At 43.5% G+C, this 13,945-nt stretch carries 14 protein-coding genes; all 14 read right to left on the bottom strand.

Going from position 1 to position 13,945, the window contains the following annotated elements; all coding sequences use genetic code 11:
• Positions 1–7 precede the first annotated feature (7 nt).
• Positions 8–1,231, bottom strand: a complete 1,224-nt coding sequence (locus QEO93_RS02760; protein ID WP_032137505.1) for an MFS transporter — start codon at positions 1,229–1,231, stop codon at positions 8–10.
• A 194-nt stretch (positions 1,232–1,425) separates the two neighbouring features.
• Positions 1,426–2,109: a respiratory nitrate reductase subunit gamma gene (gene narI, locus QEO93_RS02755; RefSeq protein ID WP_032137506.1), complete on the bottom strand. Its 684-nt coding sequence runs from the start codon at positions 2,107–2,109 to the stop codon at positions 1,426–1,428.
• Positions 2,106–2,780: a nitrate reductase molybdenum cofactor assembly chaperone gene (gene narJ, locus QEO93_RS02750; protein ID WP_032137507.1), complete on the bottom strand. Its 675-nt coding sequence runs from the start codon at positions 2,778–2,780 to the stop codon at positions 2,106–2,108. Before narJ ends, narI begins: the two co-directional genes overlap by 4 nt.
• A gap of 2 nt (positions 2,781–2,782) precedes the next feature.
• Complete coding sequence (gene narH / locus QEO93_RS02745) at positions 2,783–4,342, bottom strand: nitrate reductase subunit beta (RefSeq protein WP_085815525.1); 1,560 nt, start codon at positions 4,340–4,342, stop codon at positions 2,783–2,785.
• A gap of 41 nt (positions 4,343–4,383) precedes the next feature.
• Complete coding sequence (locus QEO93_RS02740) at positions 4,384–4,542, bottom strand: cupin domain-containing protein (protein ID WP_245832169.1); 159 nt, start codon at positions 4,540–4,542, stop codon at positions 4,384–4,386.
• Positions 4,539–4,727: a cupin domain-containing protein gene (locus tag QEO93_RS02735; RefSeq protein WP_085815524.1), complete on the bottom strand. Its 189-nt coding sequence runs from the start codon at positions 4,725–4,727 to the stop codon at positions 4,539–4,541. Before QEO93_RS02735 ends, QEO93_RS02740 begins: the two co-directional genes overlap by 4 nt.
• A 39-nt stretch (positions 4,728–4,766) precedes the next feature.
• Positions 4,767–8,441, bottom strand: coding sequence for a nitrate reductase subunit alpha (locus QEO93_RS02730; protein WP_085815523.1), 3,675 nt, complete (start codon positions 8,439–8,441; stop codon positions 4,767–4,769).
• A 567-nt stretch (positions 8,442–9,008) separates the two neighbouring features.
• Positions 9,009–10,049 (bottom strand): zonular occludens toxin domain-containing protein, encoded by a 1,041-nt coding sequence (locus tag QEO93_RS02725; protein ID WP_085815387.1) that lies wholly within the window; start codon positions 10,047–10,049, stop codon positions 9,009–9,011.
• Entirely contained in the window at positions 10,046–10,357 is a 312-nt protein-coding gene (locus QEO93_RS02720; protein WP_032137662.1) for a DUF2523 family protein, read from the bottom strand. Before QEO93_RS02720 ends, QEO93_RS02725 begins: the two co-directional genes overlap by 4 nt.
• A 4-nt stretch (positions 10,358–10,361) precedes the next feature.
• The gene (locus tag QEO93_RS02715; RefSeq protein WP_085815386.1) at positions 10,362–11,738 is read right to left on the bottom strand and encodes a virulence factor TspB C-terminal domain-related protein; all 1,377 of its coding nucleotides are present in this window, start codon (positions 11,736–11,738) and stop codon (positions 10,362–10,364) included.
• Between the two features lie 36 nt (positions 11,739–11,774).
• Complete coding sequence (locus QEO93_RS02710) at positions 11,775–12,059, bottom strand: hypothetical protein (RefSeq protein WP_143452861.1); 285 nt, start codon at positions 12,057–12,059, stop codon at positions 11,775–11,777.
• Between the two features lie 18 nt (positions 12,060–12,077).
• A complete protein-coding gene (locus QEO93_RS02705; protein WP_284627607.1) occupies positions 12,078–12,314 on the bottom strand; it encodes a major capsid protein in 237 nt (78 codons plus the stop codon).
• A gap of 190 nt (positions 12,315–12,504) precedes the next feature.
• Complete coding sequence (locus QEO93_RS02700) at positions 12,505–12,798, bottom strand: hypothetical protein (RefSeq protein WP_143445701.1); 294 nt, start codon at positions 12,796–12,798, stop codon at positions 12,505–12,507.
• Between the two features lie 87 nt (positions 12,799–12,885).
• A complete protein-coding gene (locus QEO93_RS02695) occupies positions 12,886–13,827 on the bottom strand; it encodes a rolling circle replication-associated protein (protein ID WP_284627610.1) in 942 nt (313 codons plus the stop codon).
• Positions 13,828–13,945: the final 118 nt, after the last annotated feature.

Here is a 13,945-nt window from a genome sequence, read left to right as displayed (position 1 = left end):
ATATAAATTATTGGTCTTTTAAACTTTTCATTGAAAAGTGCATCCAAATCAGGGAAACACACACGCAACCGTAAAGCAGCATAAATGTGGTTGAGCGAACGCCTGTGATGTCCAATAAAGCACCGAACATAATTGGGAGCAAGAAGCCACCTAAGCCACCAGCCAAGCCAACTGCGCCTGATACTGCACCGATATTGCTTGGGTAATCATTGGCAACGAATTTGAACACAGATGCTTTACCGATTGCCATTGCAATACCTGCGGTGAACATCAAAATGGTGAACAACACTACGTTCAGGTGAATATTCAATGCAATGTCGCCTTTGGTGCCGTGAATCACAAAGTCTGTATTCGGATAAGACAGCAAGAAGAAGCACACCCACAATACCCACATCACACCCCAAGTCACTTTATACGCGCCGTATTTGTCGGATAAATAACCGCCGACTGCACGCAGCACGCCGCCAGGTAATGAGAAACACGCAGCTAAAAGCGCGGCGGTTTTCATAGATAAGCCGTATTCATTGATATAGTAGTTTGTCATCCATAATGCTAGGGCAACGTAACCACCAAATACCACTGAATAATATTGGCTATAACGCAAAACACCTGGGTCTTTCAATAATAAAAGTTGTTCTTTCAAAGAAACTTTTGATGAAACCAAGTGTTTGTCATCATGGTAACTGAAGAACCAGAATGCGATTGCAGTTGCCAACATAATGCCAGCATACACGTTGGGAACAAGCGTCCAGCCGCCAGCAGCAATCAAAGACGGTGCAAGGAATTTGTTTACGGCACTGCCTGCGTTACCCGCACCGAAAATGCCCATCGCTAAACCTTGTTGTTCTTTAGGGAACCAACGCGCCACGTATGGCGTACCTACAGAGAACGAGCCGCCCGCTAAGCCCATCATCAGGCCAATGGCTAAGAATTGCCAATATTGTGTCGCGAACTGCATCGCAAAAATAGCCGGCACACTGAGCAGCATCAAGATGAACATGACAATGCGTCCGCCAAATTTATCTGTCCAAATACCTAACGGGACACGAATCAGCGAGCCTGATAGTACGGGCAACGCAGCTAAAAAGCCAAACTCAGTTTCATTTAACCCCAGCTTTTGCTTGATGGGAATGCCAACTACAGCCAGCATCATCCAAATCATGAAACACATGGTGAAAGAGAAAGTACTAGAAACGAGTACTGTGTAGCGCTTTTGATTTTCAGTAGCCATGAGAATGTTCCTCAATATACCTATTGCTGTAATAAAAAATAGCTAAGTTACGCGAATATCGGACGGAAAAGCATTGTACGAAAGATTGAAAATTTCGTTTTTTAGTATTAGTTTAAATTACTACTAAAGTAGTATAAGCATAAACAGAAAATGCAGCCTGAAAATATTTTTCAGGCTGCATTTTAATAACCGAATTAACGGCGGCGAACTAATTGCCATGCACGTGGAATGTATGCCAATGCACCAAAACCACTCCATACGTGAACCATACGAGTGAATGGGAAAATCGCGAAGAATGTCATGCCCATGAAAATATGGCATTTGAACAAGAAGTTCACATCTTCAATGAAATCAGGTGCTTCGCCACGGAAAGTAACGATATGCTGCGCCCAATGCATGAATTTCACCATTTCATGGCCATCAGTATGACCCATGCTCACAAAGATTGTGCATAAACCCAAGCCTAAAGTAATCGCAATCCAAATCAACAACAATTTGTCGCGCCAAGTGCTGTTGGCAGAAATGCGGTCCACTTTAAAGCGGCGTTGAATCAGCAAAACTAAGCCAAACATTGCCAAGCTGCCGAAAATACCGCCCATCAGCATCGCAAAAATTTGTTTTGCGCCGTGGCTGATACCAATTGCGTCCCAAAAAGCCAAAGGTGTCAGCAAACCAACCAAGTGACCGCCGAATACAGCCAAAATGCCTACGTGAAAGCAGATATTGCCTAAACGCAACTGACCGTCGTACAACAACTGGCTAGAATCGCTTTTCCATGAATATTGCTCACGTTCAAAACGAACCAAGCTGCCAAACAGGAAAATAGCTAAACAGATATAAGGGTAAATCCCAAATAAAAAGTGGTGAAAAGTATTCATTTTTTCGCTCCTGATTGGGCAGTTTTCAGGCTGCCTTTTGGATAGAATTGTACGGTTTCAATGCTAGGTTTGAGCAGTGGCTCAGTGCCTGACATATCAGGACCAAAGGTTTCCATAGCTTCGTCCATATCGCGCACAGGCGGCTCAATCAATGGTTGTGGTTCAACAGGACTGAGTGCCACAATTGCTTTCAACAACGCTGCGTATGGCGATTCGTTGCCTGAAAGTTTATTGGCAATATGGTTAATCACATGAACCGCATCGCCCAGCAATTTTTGTGCGTGGTCTTCGGGAACTTGTGAAAAATATTCCAATAAAGCAGGCAGATAATCAGGCAATTCATCATCGCCCAACTCAAAACCATGACTGCGGTATTCTTCCAACAAGTCCACCATTGCGCTGCCGCGGTCGCGGTCTTCGCCGTAAACGTGTTCAAAAATATACAGCGCATGATTACGATTGCGGTCGAATGTCGAAACGTAGTTTTCTTGCAATTCGCGCAGACTGCGGTTGCCTAAATAATTCAAAAAGCCCTGCAAATTGCCGCGATGTTCTGCCAGCAATTTACTATCGTTTAAGGCTGCCTGAAACTCGGGCAGAGTCGCAATCAAATCCGCTTCGGGATAGCATAATAATGCAGAAAACCACTTGTAAACCAAGTTGTTATCCATTATTAACGCGCTCCTTTTTCGCGGTTTTCTTCGCGGTCTTTGCGTAAACCGTGGAATACGATTGGTGTGCCTTTGCGTTTGCCGAACAGGCTTTCTTCGCTGCTGCCGCCTGAGCAACCGTTGCCGAATGTGAAACCACAAGACGCTTTGTCTTCAAATGTGTTTTCAACCATTTCTTTGTGGCTAGACGGTACAACGAAGCGGTCTTCGTAGTTCGCAATCGCCATGATTTGATACATATCTTCCACTTGTGCTGGGGTTAAGCCAGTGCCGTCCAAAGTTTGTTCCAAGGTTTCGCCTTGAACCACTTGACCACGTTTGAAGCGGCGCATCGCAATCATGCGTTCCAACGCTTCTTTGATTGGCTCAACTTTACCTGCTGTCAGCAAGTTTGCCAAATAACGCAATGGGATACGCATTTCATCTACACTAGGGATAATGCCGTTTTCGCCCACTAAACCATTTTCAATCGCGGATTGAATTGGCGACAATGGCGGAACATACCAAACCATTGGCAAGGTGCGGTATTCTGGGTGCAATGGGAACGCGATTTTCCATTCCATCGCCATTTTGTAAACGGGCGATTTTTTCGCAGCGTCTAACCATGCTTGGCTAATGCCTTGTTTCAATGCTTCTTCTTGGACTTTTGGGTCGTTTGGGTCAAGGAAAATGCCTAATTGTGCTTCGTACAAATCTTGTGGATTTTCAACGCTTGCCGCTTCTTCAATGCGGTCGGCATCGTACAACAACACGCCCAAATAACGAATACGACCTACGCAAGTTTCAGAGCAAACCGTTGGCTGACCGCTTTCAATGCGTGGGTAGCAGAATGTGCATTTTTCCGCTTTTCCGCTTGTCCAGTTGTAATAGATTTTTTTGTAAGGGCAGCCTGAAACGCACATACGCCAACCGCGACATTTGTCTTGGTCAATCAATACGATACCGTCATCTTCGCGTTTGTAAATGCTGCCTGAAGGGCAAGAAGCTACACAAGTTGGGTTCAAGCAATGTTCGCACAAACGTGGCAAATACATCATAAATGTTTGCTCAAACGCTGAGTGCATTTCTTTTTGAATGCCTTCAAACAATACGTCTTTGGCACGTTTTTCAAATTCGCCTGCCAAGTCGTCTTCCCAGTTTGGACCCCATTCAATTTTGTCCATTTTTTTGCCAGTCAATACAGAGATTGGACGAGCAGTAGGGGGGGTAGACATTTTTGGCGCGTTTTGCAAATGTTCGTAGTCGTAAGTGAACGGCTCGTAGTAGTCGTCAATTTTCGGCATATTTGGGTTAGCGAAAATATTAGACAAAATTTTCAATTTGCCGCCTTGTTTTGGCACGAGTTTACCTTCTTTGGTGCGAACCCAGCCGCCGTTCCATTTTTCTTGGTCTTCCCAATTTTTTGGGAAACCAATCCCTGGTTTGGTTTCTACGTTGTTAAACCAAGCGTATTCCACGCCGTCGCGTGAAGTCCATACGTTTTTGCAGGTAACAGAGCAGGTGTGGCAACCTATACATTTATCTAGGTTTAACACCATACCGATTTGAGCTCGGATTTTCATGTTGTGTTCCTTGAGTTTTTGATTTTGTATTTTTTAAACTTTCAGGCTGCCTGAAAGCCAGCACCTGCTGGGACAATGGATAACAGCACACAATCCTGTTGATTCGGATTGAGTGCGCCGTGTAATTGCATGGGCGCAACCACGACATTTTCGCCTGCGTTTACCACGCGTTTGCTGTTGCCATCGTCTAGCAGAATCATGCTGCCTGCAAAACCAACCAAATATCTGTGCCAAACGGGTGGCGATGTGGCGAAAGCTGCGTGTTTTGCGGTAATTGCCACAAAACCAAATGCGTTTTCTCGTTTTCATGTAACACGGTGCGAATGGCTTTATCCGCATTTTCTACATAAAAATTTTGCCAATCTAAAATATTTGATTGATTCATTTTCAGGCTGCCTGAAAGGTTATTTAATGGGAAAACCTATTATTTAACAGGTTCGTCTTTCCATTCCACTTTGTCCATTTTACGAACGATTACCCATTCATCGCGGTTTGCGCCCACTGTGCCGTAGTAGTTGAAGCCATACGCTTGTTGTGCGTAACCGCCAATCATGTGCGTTGGTTTCAATACGGTGCGCGTTACCGAGTTATGGATACCGCCGCGTTTACCAGACACTTGTGAAGCTGGCGTATTCACGATTTTCTCTTGTGCGTGATACATTAAAATCATCGTTTCAGGAATACGTTGGCTCACAATCACACGGCAGGCAATCGCGCCGTTCGCGTTGAACACCTCAACCCAGTCATTGTCCACGATACCTGCTTTTTTCGCGTCAATTTCAGAAATCCAAACATGTGGGCCGCCGCGCGATAAAGTCAGCATACGCAAGTTGTCAGAGTAGGTTGAGTGGATACCCCATTTTTGGTGTGGCGTTAAGAAATTCAAGGTAATTTCTTTGTTGCCATTTGGGTGCTTGCCCAACAGTTTACCTGTGGTTTTGAAATCTACCGCAGGACGGTACACGCAGAAGCCTTCGCCAAAATCGCGCATCCATTTGTGGTCTTGGTAGAACTGTTGGCGACCTGTAATTGTGCGCCATGGAATCAGTTCGTGAACGTTGGTGTAGCCAGCGTTGTAGCAAACTTCTTCGCTTTCGATACCAGACCAAATGGGCGAAGTAACGATTTTGCGTGGTTGCGCTTGAATATCGCGGAAACGGATTTGCGTGTGTTCTGCCGCGTTAATCAAATGCGTATGGTCGCGACCTGTGGCTTTGCCCAAAGATTCCCATGCCTTTTTGGCAACGTGTCCGTTGGTTTCAGGTGCAAGCGTCAGAATCATTTCCGCAGCGTCAATCGCTGTTTCAATTTTTGGCTGACCTTTACCCACGCCTTCGGTTTGTACGCCGTTCAATTTACGCAAGAACTCAACTTCGTGTTTCGTATCCCACGTCATACCTTTACCGTTGTTGTTGATTTTTTCCAACAATGGACCGATAGACGTGAATTTTTCGTAAATCGCACCGTAGTCGCGTTCCACAACCGTCATCGCGGGCATCGTTTTACCTGGGATTGGTTCACATTCGCCGTGTTTCCAGTCTTTCGGGTCGAATGCTTGACCCATTTCTTGTGGGCTATCGTGCATCAAGGGGGTCAATACGATGTCTTTTTGTACACCCAAGTAATCTTTTGCGGTTTCGCTGAATTTTTTCGCCAAACCTTTATAGATTTCCCAGTCTGTTTTGCTTTGCCACAATGGGTTTACAGCTTCAGACAATGGGTGAATGAATGGGTGCATGTCAGACGTGTTCAAGTCGTCTTTTTCGTACCAAGTTGCAGTCGGCAATACGATGTCGCCGTACAAGCAAGTTGTGGACATACGGAAATCTAACACCGTCATCAAATCCAATTTGCCTTCAACAGCAGGGCGTACTTTGATTTCAGTTGGCGTAATGCAATCTTCTTCATCGCTCATCACCGCGTTTTGTGTGCCAAGCAAGTATTTCAAGAAGTATTCGTGACCTTTACCAGACGAACCCAAGATGTTTGAACGCCACACGAACATATTGCGTGGGAAGTTTTGTGGATTATCTGGGTCGTTACACGCCATATCCAAGCTACCGTTTTTCAGGCTGCTTACCGTAAATTCTACGGGGTCTTTACCAGCCGCTTCCGCTTGTGCAACTAAATCCAATGGGTTGGTGCTTAATTGAGGTGCAGATGGCAGCCAGCCCATGCGTTCTGCTTTGGCGTTGTAGTCAATCATCGACATTTTCGCCATTTCGCCATCAGCAGTTGGGGCTAAAATTTCGTCCGCGCCCAATTTTTCATGTCGCCATTGGCTTGTGTGCGCGTAGAAGAATGAAGTGCCGTTCATTTGACGAACAGGGCGATGCCAGTCAAGCGCGAATGTCAAAGGTGTCCAACCGCTTTGTGGGCGCAATTTTTCTTGACCCACATAATGGCACCAGCCGCCGCCTGATTTACCAATCGTGCCACACATCATCAACATATTGATAATGCCGCGATAAGCCATGTCCATGTGATACCAGTGGTTCAAACCCGCACCCACAATCACCATGCTGCGACCTTGCGTTTGGTCAGCATTTTCAGCAAATTCACGCGCCACACGGACAACCATTTCAGGATTCACGCCAGTGTGTTTTTCTTGCCAAGCTGGGGTGTAAGGTTTGTCTTCGCTGTAATCTTTCGCGCAATTTTCATCGTTCAAACCACGTTCTACGCCGTAGTTTGCAATCATCAAATCGAATACAGTTGCCACCAAAACGGTTTCGCCGTCAGCCAATTTCACTTTTTTCACTGGCACTTTACGGTAAATCAGTTCGTCGTGTTCGCCACCGAAGTAAGCAAAACCAACTTGTACCACATCGTCAGATTTGTCTTTCAAAGTTAAGGCAGCCTGAACATCTGCGCCTTGTGCTTTGCTTTCCAAGTTCCATTTTTGGCTGCCGTCCCAACGGAAACCAACCGAACCATTAGGCACAATCAAATTGCCTGTGTTTTCATCAACCGCCAAGACTTTCCAATCAGGATTTTTGTCTTCCCCGAAGTTATTGTCTAATTGCGATGCGCGCAAGAAGTATTCAGGAATGTATTTACCGTCTTTTTCTTGCAAGCGTACCAATACTGGCATATCGGTTAAACGGCGCACATAATCCGTGAAATACGCAGACGGTTTTTCAATGTGGAATTCTTTCAGAATCACATGACCCATTGCCATAGCCAACGCTGCGTCAGTACCTTGTTTCGGTGCTAACCAGATGTCGCCAAATTTCGCCATTTCGCCGAAGTCAGACGATACAGCTACAGTTTTCGTACCTTTGTAGCGAACTTCGGTGTAGAAGTGCGCGTCAGGTGTGCGCGTCATTGGCACGTTTGAACCCCAAACCATTAAATAGTTGGCGTTGTACCAGTCGGCAGATTCAGCAACGTCAGTTTGTTCGCCCCAAATTTGTGGACTTGCAGGCGGCAAATCGCAATACCAGTCGTAGAATGACAATGGCACGCCACCAATCAAGCCTAAGTAACGCGCACCAGCCGCGTAACTAATCATAGACATCGCAGGAATAGGGGAGAAGCCTACCACGCGGTCAGGGCCGTAGTTTTTGATTGTATACGCGTTTGCCGCAGCAATCATTTCATACGCTTCGTCCCAAGTTGAACGCACGAAACCACCCAAACCACGTTGAGATTTGTAAGATTTAGCGCGTTCTGGGTCGGTTGTGATGTATTCCCATGCTTCAATGGCAGATTTTGTTTTGCGAGCTTCGCGCCACATTTCTGCCAAAACACCGCGCATCATTGGGTATTTCACGCGTTGAGCAGAGTAAACGTACCAGCTATAAGATGCACCGCGTGGGCAACCGCGTGGTTCGTGGTTTGGCAAATCTGGGCGAGTGCGTGGGTAGTCGGTTTGTTGGGTTTCCCAAGTAATCAAACCGTTTTTCACATACACTTTCCAGCTGCAAGAACCTGTACAGTTCACGCCGTGAGTAGAGCGGACGATTTTGTCGTGTTGCCAACGGCTGCGGTAGGCTTGTTCCCAGGCGCGGTCTTCGGTGGTCAAAACGCCGTGTCCGTTAGAGAATTCTTCGCGCTTTTGCTTGAAGAAAGTTAATCTATCTAAGAAGTGGCTCATGATATTTTTCTTATGGTTGTTGCAAAAATGAAGTTCGTGGATTTTAAAAGGTATTTTGATTTTCAGCTATGCTTATAAAGCGCAGATTTATTAGGTATAAAGATGTATTTGAATAGTTATTTAGATGTATTTTAGAAAACGAACTTAAAGAATCACTAAAATCAATGCAACATTATCTATAATTTGTTAAGTTCGAATAATGAGCATTTATGAGAAGAAAATCAAGCTACCGAAGCGAACCGCTACGAACGGTTTTTTTTTATTTGTCTATCATTCCAACAAGTTTCCGCTTAGGAATTATGCTACACGAAATCACAAAAAAGTGAGCACAGTCAAGGTTAAAATGAACGCCACAGCGACCTTGACTGTGCTCACTTTTTTGCGATTACGAACGCATAACCCCTAAGCGAAAACTCATTGGACTGATACGACAAATAAAAAAACCGTTCTCCGCTCAGGTAAACAAAAAAAGCCCCGCTTGGGCTGGGTCTTTTTTTGAACCCCACGCTTCAAATCTATTGTCCTGATACAGAGGCAACAGGGGCAGCAGATTGTGCTACTTGCGTGTTATCCATGTTTTTTATAAATTTGGAATATTCCGTTCTCAGCCCAGTAAGCACACATTTCCTTACTTACAAAAACTTTAGTCGCCTGTTCGGTGTAACAATTACAGCTATTTTTGCTTTTAACGCAACCTGCTACTGTTTCCATATTCACAGGTCTTCTTAACCTATCATAGATTGGTTTAGTTTCAGGCAAAGACGGGATACGCGGGACATAGTCAGCAACCGCAACCCCAAGCACCTCCGAAGCATGTCCTTCCGTTCCTCTAGTTCCCCCCTTGAAATCAAGGGCTGAAACAGGCGAGGACGCGGACGGCTCAGTCTTTGGACTGATTGTTGTTTCAGTTGCTGCTATAGCCCCCTTCAGCGTATCAGCCTTATTCTGCCAACCGTTAATAATTCGAAACACCAAAAAGACAAGCACCAGAGCTCCGACTGGCAATAGCTTCAAAACCCAAGGTAGCTTTTTTTTAAACTTCACGTGTTTAGAAGCGGATTTAAAATATTTTTGTGCTTCGGCAGATGGTTTATAAAATTGCTCAATAGACGAAGCGAATGTAGTTACATTTAAATTCTCTTCGCAGTGATACCACTCATAGCGTTTAGTACCAACCGCTTTGCGCTCAAGATGAATGTGCTTATTAACGAGCTGTCTAATATATTTATCCACCATACTAGGATGCTGCGTCATAAGAATGAGAGTAAACCCATCGTGTCGCAATTCTTTTAATGTCTGAATATAAGGCGGAACGGCACGAGCTGAAGAGCGGAGCGGATAAGTGTAATCACATTCATCAATCAATAGTACAGAACCCTCAGGCAAAATTTCATTCAACGGCGCAGACTGTATTTCTTGTTCAGTAATTCTGTGCGCTTTAAATTTCTGTTCATCTAATCCATCGATATGACAGAAGTATAGAGGGCGGTCTATGAGCGTACCATCTTCACTCTCAATTTTAAACAATCCTTCATAATTATTTAAAATCATTTCAACGGCTAAAGAAGTCTTACCCGTACCCATGCCGCCAGTAATTAAATAAATCATTTATCCACTCCGAAAAACGCCATTCTTTGCGTAATCATCAAAGACACCGCAACACCCATGCCACCCAGCATAATTTGAATACCGTCCAAAAAACCGCTTATGCTCAACAAAGCTAATAAGCTATACGGAATATCACTCAATCCTTTCGAAACCCTGGCATTCAGCTCAATCATTAAAACATCAAAACCTTGATACATAACATAACCGAACCCAATAGATGTTAAAGCCTGAATAGCTAATTTGCCGACAGATGAAGTCAAAGCTGTAACAATAGCCGTCGAAATAATCGGAATAAGAGGCAAAGCCATGGTTTTATCTCCTCACAAATTTCAAAACAGAAAACGCAGTCAGAATATAAAAAGTAATAATCACAAAGGGAGAAATACGACTAGCAAACTCACAAAGACCGTCATAAGCTAAAGAGAAATTACCTACCCTCATTTTTACCTCTTCAGGCTTAGGACAACCATATCTGATAGAGCCAGTAAAAAATCCACTCGGACGAATATTAATGACCTTAGACTGAAGAGAAGTTGAAGAAGCAGCAGAGGCACTTTTTAACCCATCATCAGACCATTCAACACAAGAACCAGAATTAGGGTGAGCCTTACAAAAATCAGACATGCTTTCTGTCTTAGGCAATTCCTGAATGCCGTAGTTATTTGTAATATTATTTACTGTAGAATTTGAAGCTGTAGAATGAACACTGCTATTCGTTGAAGCACTAGAATTACTAATATTTGTATTAGTATTTGTGTTAGTTGCAGTATTGTTATTAACATTCGTATTAGAACCAGCATTAGAACCAGCAGATGAGTTAGAACCTGTACCAGCAATGCCTTCAACCCCCGAACCCAAACCGCTTAAATCGGGATTATTACTTGTACCAACACCGCTACACGGCATCCACACGCCATTAATTTTACAAGCCTGATTATTACCACCATTAGCCACGCCAGCAGCCACGCCACCGCCAGTAACATTTACATTCGGCGTTCCGACCGAGACATTAACATTTAATTTCTTTTGCAACTCTTGAAACTCCTTGTCTTTAAGTTCCTTAGCTTTATCTATTCTCTGTCGCAAACGCTCTAACTCATCATTAGCAAGCTTACGTTTATATTCAGAACATTCAGCATGAGCATCAGAACCGTACTGATAAACATTAGCACACCAAACCAAATCTCTTGCCAGACCGTCTTTAATTGATTTAGCTTCTTCATTCATACTATTAAAAATGTGTACCCATTTATCACGCCACGCAATAATTGCAGCCGAAGCAGTAGCATCAACCGAACCGCTACTACCTGAACCGCCATTAGTACCCGAACCATTACCCGTAGATGGCGGAGGTGTAGAACCTCCTGAATTGTTAGAACCGCTCGAATTAGCAGAACCCGAACCAACTGAATTATTAGAGCTATCTGAACTATTAGAACCGCGCATTGCATTTCTAACAGAGTCAACAACCGCACAAGTAAGATTTAAATAACAATCTAGAGAAATATCTGATTTACCACCAGAACCAGAGGAACCTGGAATAATATCTCCAGGAATCACCCCACCACCTATAGGAGCAGGAACAACAGGAACAGGAGGAAGAGGAACAGCAGGAACAAAAGAATAAGCAGGACGGAATAAAAAAAGCGGCATTAAAGCCGCAACAAGAAGTAAATTAGAATAGCGCATTGTGCGACCCCTGAAAAAAAATAGAAATCAAACATTTCAATGACCGATAGTAAATAGGCGAGAAACAAATTTTATACAAACCAGCATAACAACCATTGGCAAAAAAAGCAGCGCAAATTCATAACCGTTTTTAAAGTTCTCAGTCTCAGAGCATTGCGGTAAATTTGACGTTAAAACTTGCCCTTGAAATTCCCAACGATGATTCACAAATTTCACTTGCACAATTCCGCTCTCGGTAATTTTTGGCGGAACTTGCGAAAATAAAACATTCTCCGCAAGTTCCCGAGAAGAATAGCAAGTGTTACCGACTTGATAACCCACGCAAAAACTCCCACTATTTTATTTCAGCAAGCGTTTAGCCAAAGAGATGCCGTAAATAACAGCCAAACCAGTCAAGATTGCATAAGCAACCAGTTGAGCATCGGCAAAACCGTCAGTAATCGCTTTAGTTACTTCAGGAGGAATAGCAGCCGACGCGCCTGAAGACACTGCAAGGGCAGCAGTACCAACCGCAGCCAATTTAGCTTTTTGATTACCAGCAACAGCAATCAGTTTTTGTTTTACGTTCATAGTCATAGACCTTTCACAAAAAAATTGAAGATAAAAACCGCACTTTCAGAGGCAAGCGCGACAGCCCATAAAATGCCCAAAATTTTTGCGCGGTTTCCCGCACACGGCGCGGGCTTTCCGCGCGGCAAATTTTTGGCATTTTTTACGGCAAGAGCGCAAAGCGCAGGGGAAAAACGCCTAAAACCCCTAATTTCTACTACTTAGCGGCAGGAACAGAAGCAGGCAAATACCCCATTAAACGGAAATTTGTCTGATTGTTGAAAGTAGAAAACGCAAAATCAAAAGTAGCTGCAACTGGATTACCGCCATTATTTCGAACGAGCGAGTTAATGCCATCGGCATCACGAGCCACGCCGAAAAAACAGTTATATGGCACAAAGCCATTAACAGAAGGGACGAGCAAATGCAAAACACAAAGGTCTAAATGCTTACCTTCTTTACCTTTAGTCAAAGAGTCCGCACCCAAAATAAAACCATTCACTTTAAACACAATCAAAAAATCCTTAAACTTAAACTAAAAAAAACTTAAACTAAAAAATCAAAACATATTCAAATAAAACAAAACACAAAAAAATTATCATAAAGAACTCACTTTACCAGTCAAAAAATCATAAGAAACGCGCTCATACTGCTGTAAACCCATTTCCCAGTAATGGAAAACCAACGGTTCACCGCGTTCAATTCTTTCTTTAAACTTCTGATAATCGTCCCAAATTAAATCCTTTTGTTTGTAGCACCAATTAGAGCCATACAGCGAGCCCATTATCTTGCTGTAATTCGTGCTATTCATTACAGCCAGTTTCTCAAGAGCAGTCTTAAATTTATCGCCCATTCTTGAAAAATCCGTTACACGGCTTAAGCGGAACTTTGCAATATTCGACTTCTCAAGAATATGAAAAGCCAACGCTTTACGCCATTCTTTGGAACTATCCGCATTCCAAGCAAACGAGCCTGAAACTTGTTTCCATAACAACGCCTTCTTGCCTGAAGTAGAACGTACTAACCGAAAACCTTTATCGCGTGGTTGTCTATCAATCATGCCCTTAGTCAGATATTTAGCAAGATAACGCGCAATGCCTTTCTCACTGTAAATAGGAAGGATTTGCGAACCACGTTCCCCGAACCCATATTTAGGCACAGACTCACGAAACAGTTTCCACATAGAGCGCAGATATTTGTTAGCACTCTTGTAATTACGTTGTTTTACTTCATCGTGATTGAACATCACTTGAACACCGTTACGATATTCAAAAAGCACATTCTCAGGAAACGCCACGACAAAATGAAAATGAATGCGACCTGATTTGTGTCGTTCGTAAACCCCGATATAAGAAAGCGTAACTTTCGTTAAGAAATTCGTTCTGAAGCTGTTAAAGCGTTTAGAAGCTTCATACACACATTTAACGTCATCGGAAAAAGTGAGCGTCAGAAACCCACAGTTCTGAATGCCGAAATAACTGATAAACGACTGAATATTCTCAACCAGCGCAAAAGCTGGTTTAGCTGTAGAACTAGCCATAATTAAACCTTGCCTTGTTTAATGTTTCACATGAAACTATTTTCTTAGAAAATATATTTGTCGCGAATAATACAAACTTAGTTTCTAAGTTGTCAAGAAAATATTTACACAGAAACGC

Source organism: Kingella negevensis, from assembly GCF_030177895.1.
Taxonomy (GTDB): domain Bacteria; phylum Pseudomonadota; class Gammaproteobacteria; order Burkholderiales; family Neisseriaceae; genus Kingella_C; species Kingella_C negevensis.
Note: the sequence above shows the minus strand (reverse complement) of the source record. Positions and strands in the feature narration are given on the sequence as shown.

Excerpts from the sequence above, each read along its gene's own strand:
- QEO93_RS02760 (WP_032137505.1), bottom strand. The coding sequence starts at position 1,231 with ATGGCTACTGAAAATCAAAAGCGCTACACAGTACTCGTTTCTAGTACT.
- narI (WP_032137506.1), bottom strand. The coding sequence starts at position 2,109 with ATGAATACTTTTCACCACTTTTTATTTGGGATTTACCCTTATATCTGT.
- narJ (WP_032137507.1), bottom strand. The coding sequence starts at position 2,780 with ATGGATAACAACTTGGTTTACAAGTGGTTTTCTGCATTATTATGCTAT.
- narH (WP_085815525.1), bottom strand. The coding sequence starts at position 4,342 with ATGAAAATCCGAGCTCAAATCGGTATGGTGTTAAACCTAGATAAATGT.
- QEO93_RS02740 (WP_245832169.1), bottom strand. The coding sequence starts at position 4,542 with ATGATTCTGCTAGACGATGGCAACAGCAAACGCGTGGTAAACGCAGGC.
- QEO93_RS02735 (WP_085815524.1), bottom strand. The coding sequence starts at position 4,727 with ATGAATCAATCAAATATTTTAGATTGGCAAAATTTTTATGTAGAAAAT.
- QEO93_RS02730 (WP_085815523.1), bottom strand. The coding sequence starts at position 8,441 with ATGAGCCACTTCTTAGATAGATTAACTTTCTTCAAGCAAAAGCGCGAA.
- QEO93_RS02725 (WP_085815387.1), bottom strand. The coding sequence starts at position 10,049 with ATGATTTATTTAATTACTGGCGGCATGGGTACGGGTAAGACTTCTTTA.
- QEO93_RS02720 (WP_032137662.1), bottom strand. The coding sequence starts at position 10,357 with ATGGCTTTGCCTCTTATTCCGATTATTTCGACGGCTATTGTTACAGCT.
- QEO93_RS02715 (WP_085815386.1), bottom strand. The coding sequence starts at position 11,738 with ATGCGCTATTCTAATTTACTTCTTGTTGCGGCTTTAATGCCGCTTTTT.
- QEO93_RS02705 (WP_284627607.1), bottom strand. The coding sequence starts at position 12,314 with ATGACTATGAACGTAAAACAAAAACTGATTGCTGTTGCTGGTAATCAA.
- QEO93_RS02695 (WP_284627610.1), bottom strand. The coding sequence starts at position 13,827 with ATGGCTAGTTCTACAGCTAAACCAGCTTTTGCGCTGGTTGAGAATATT.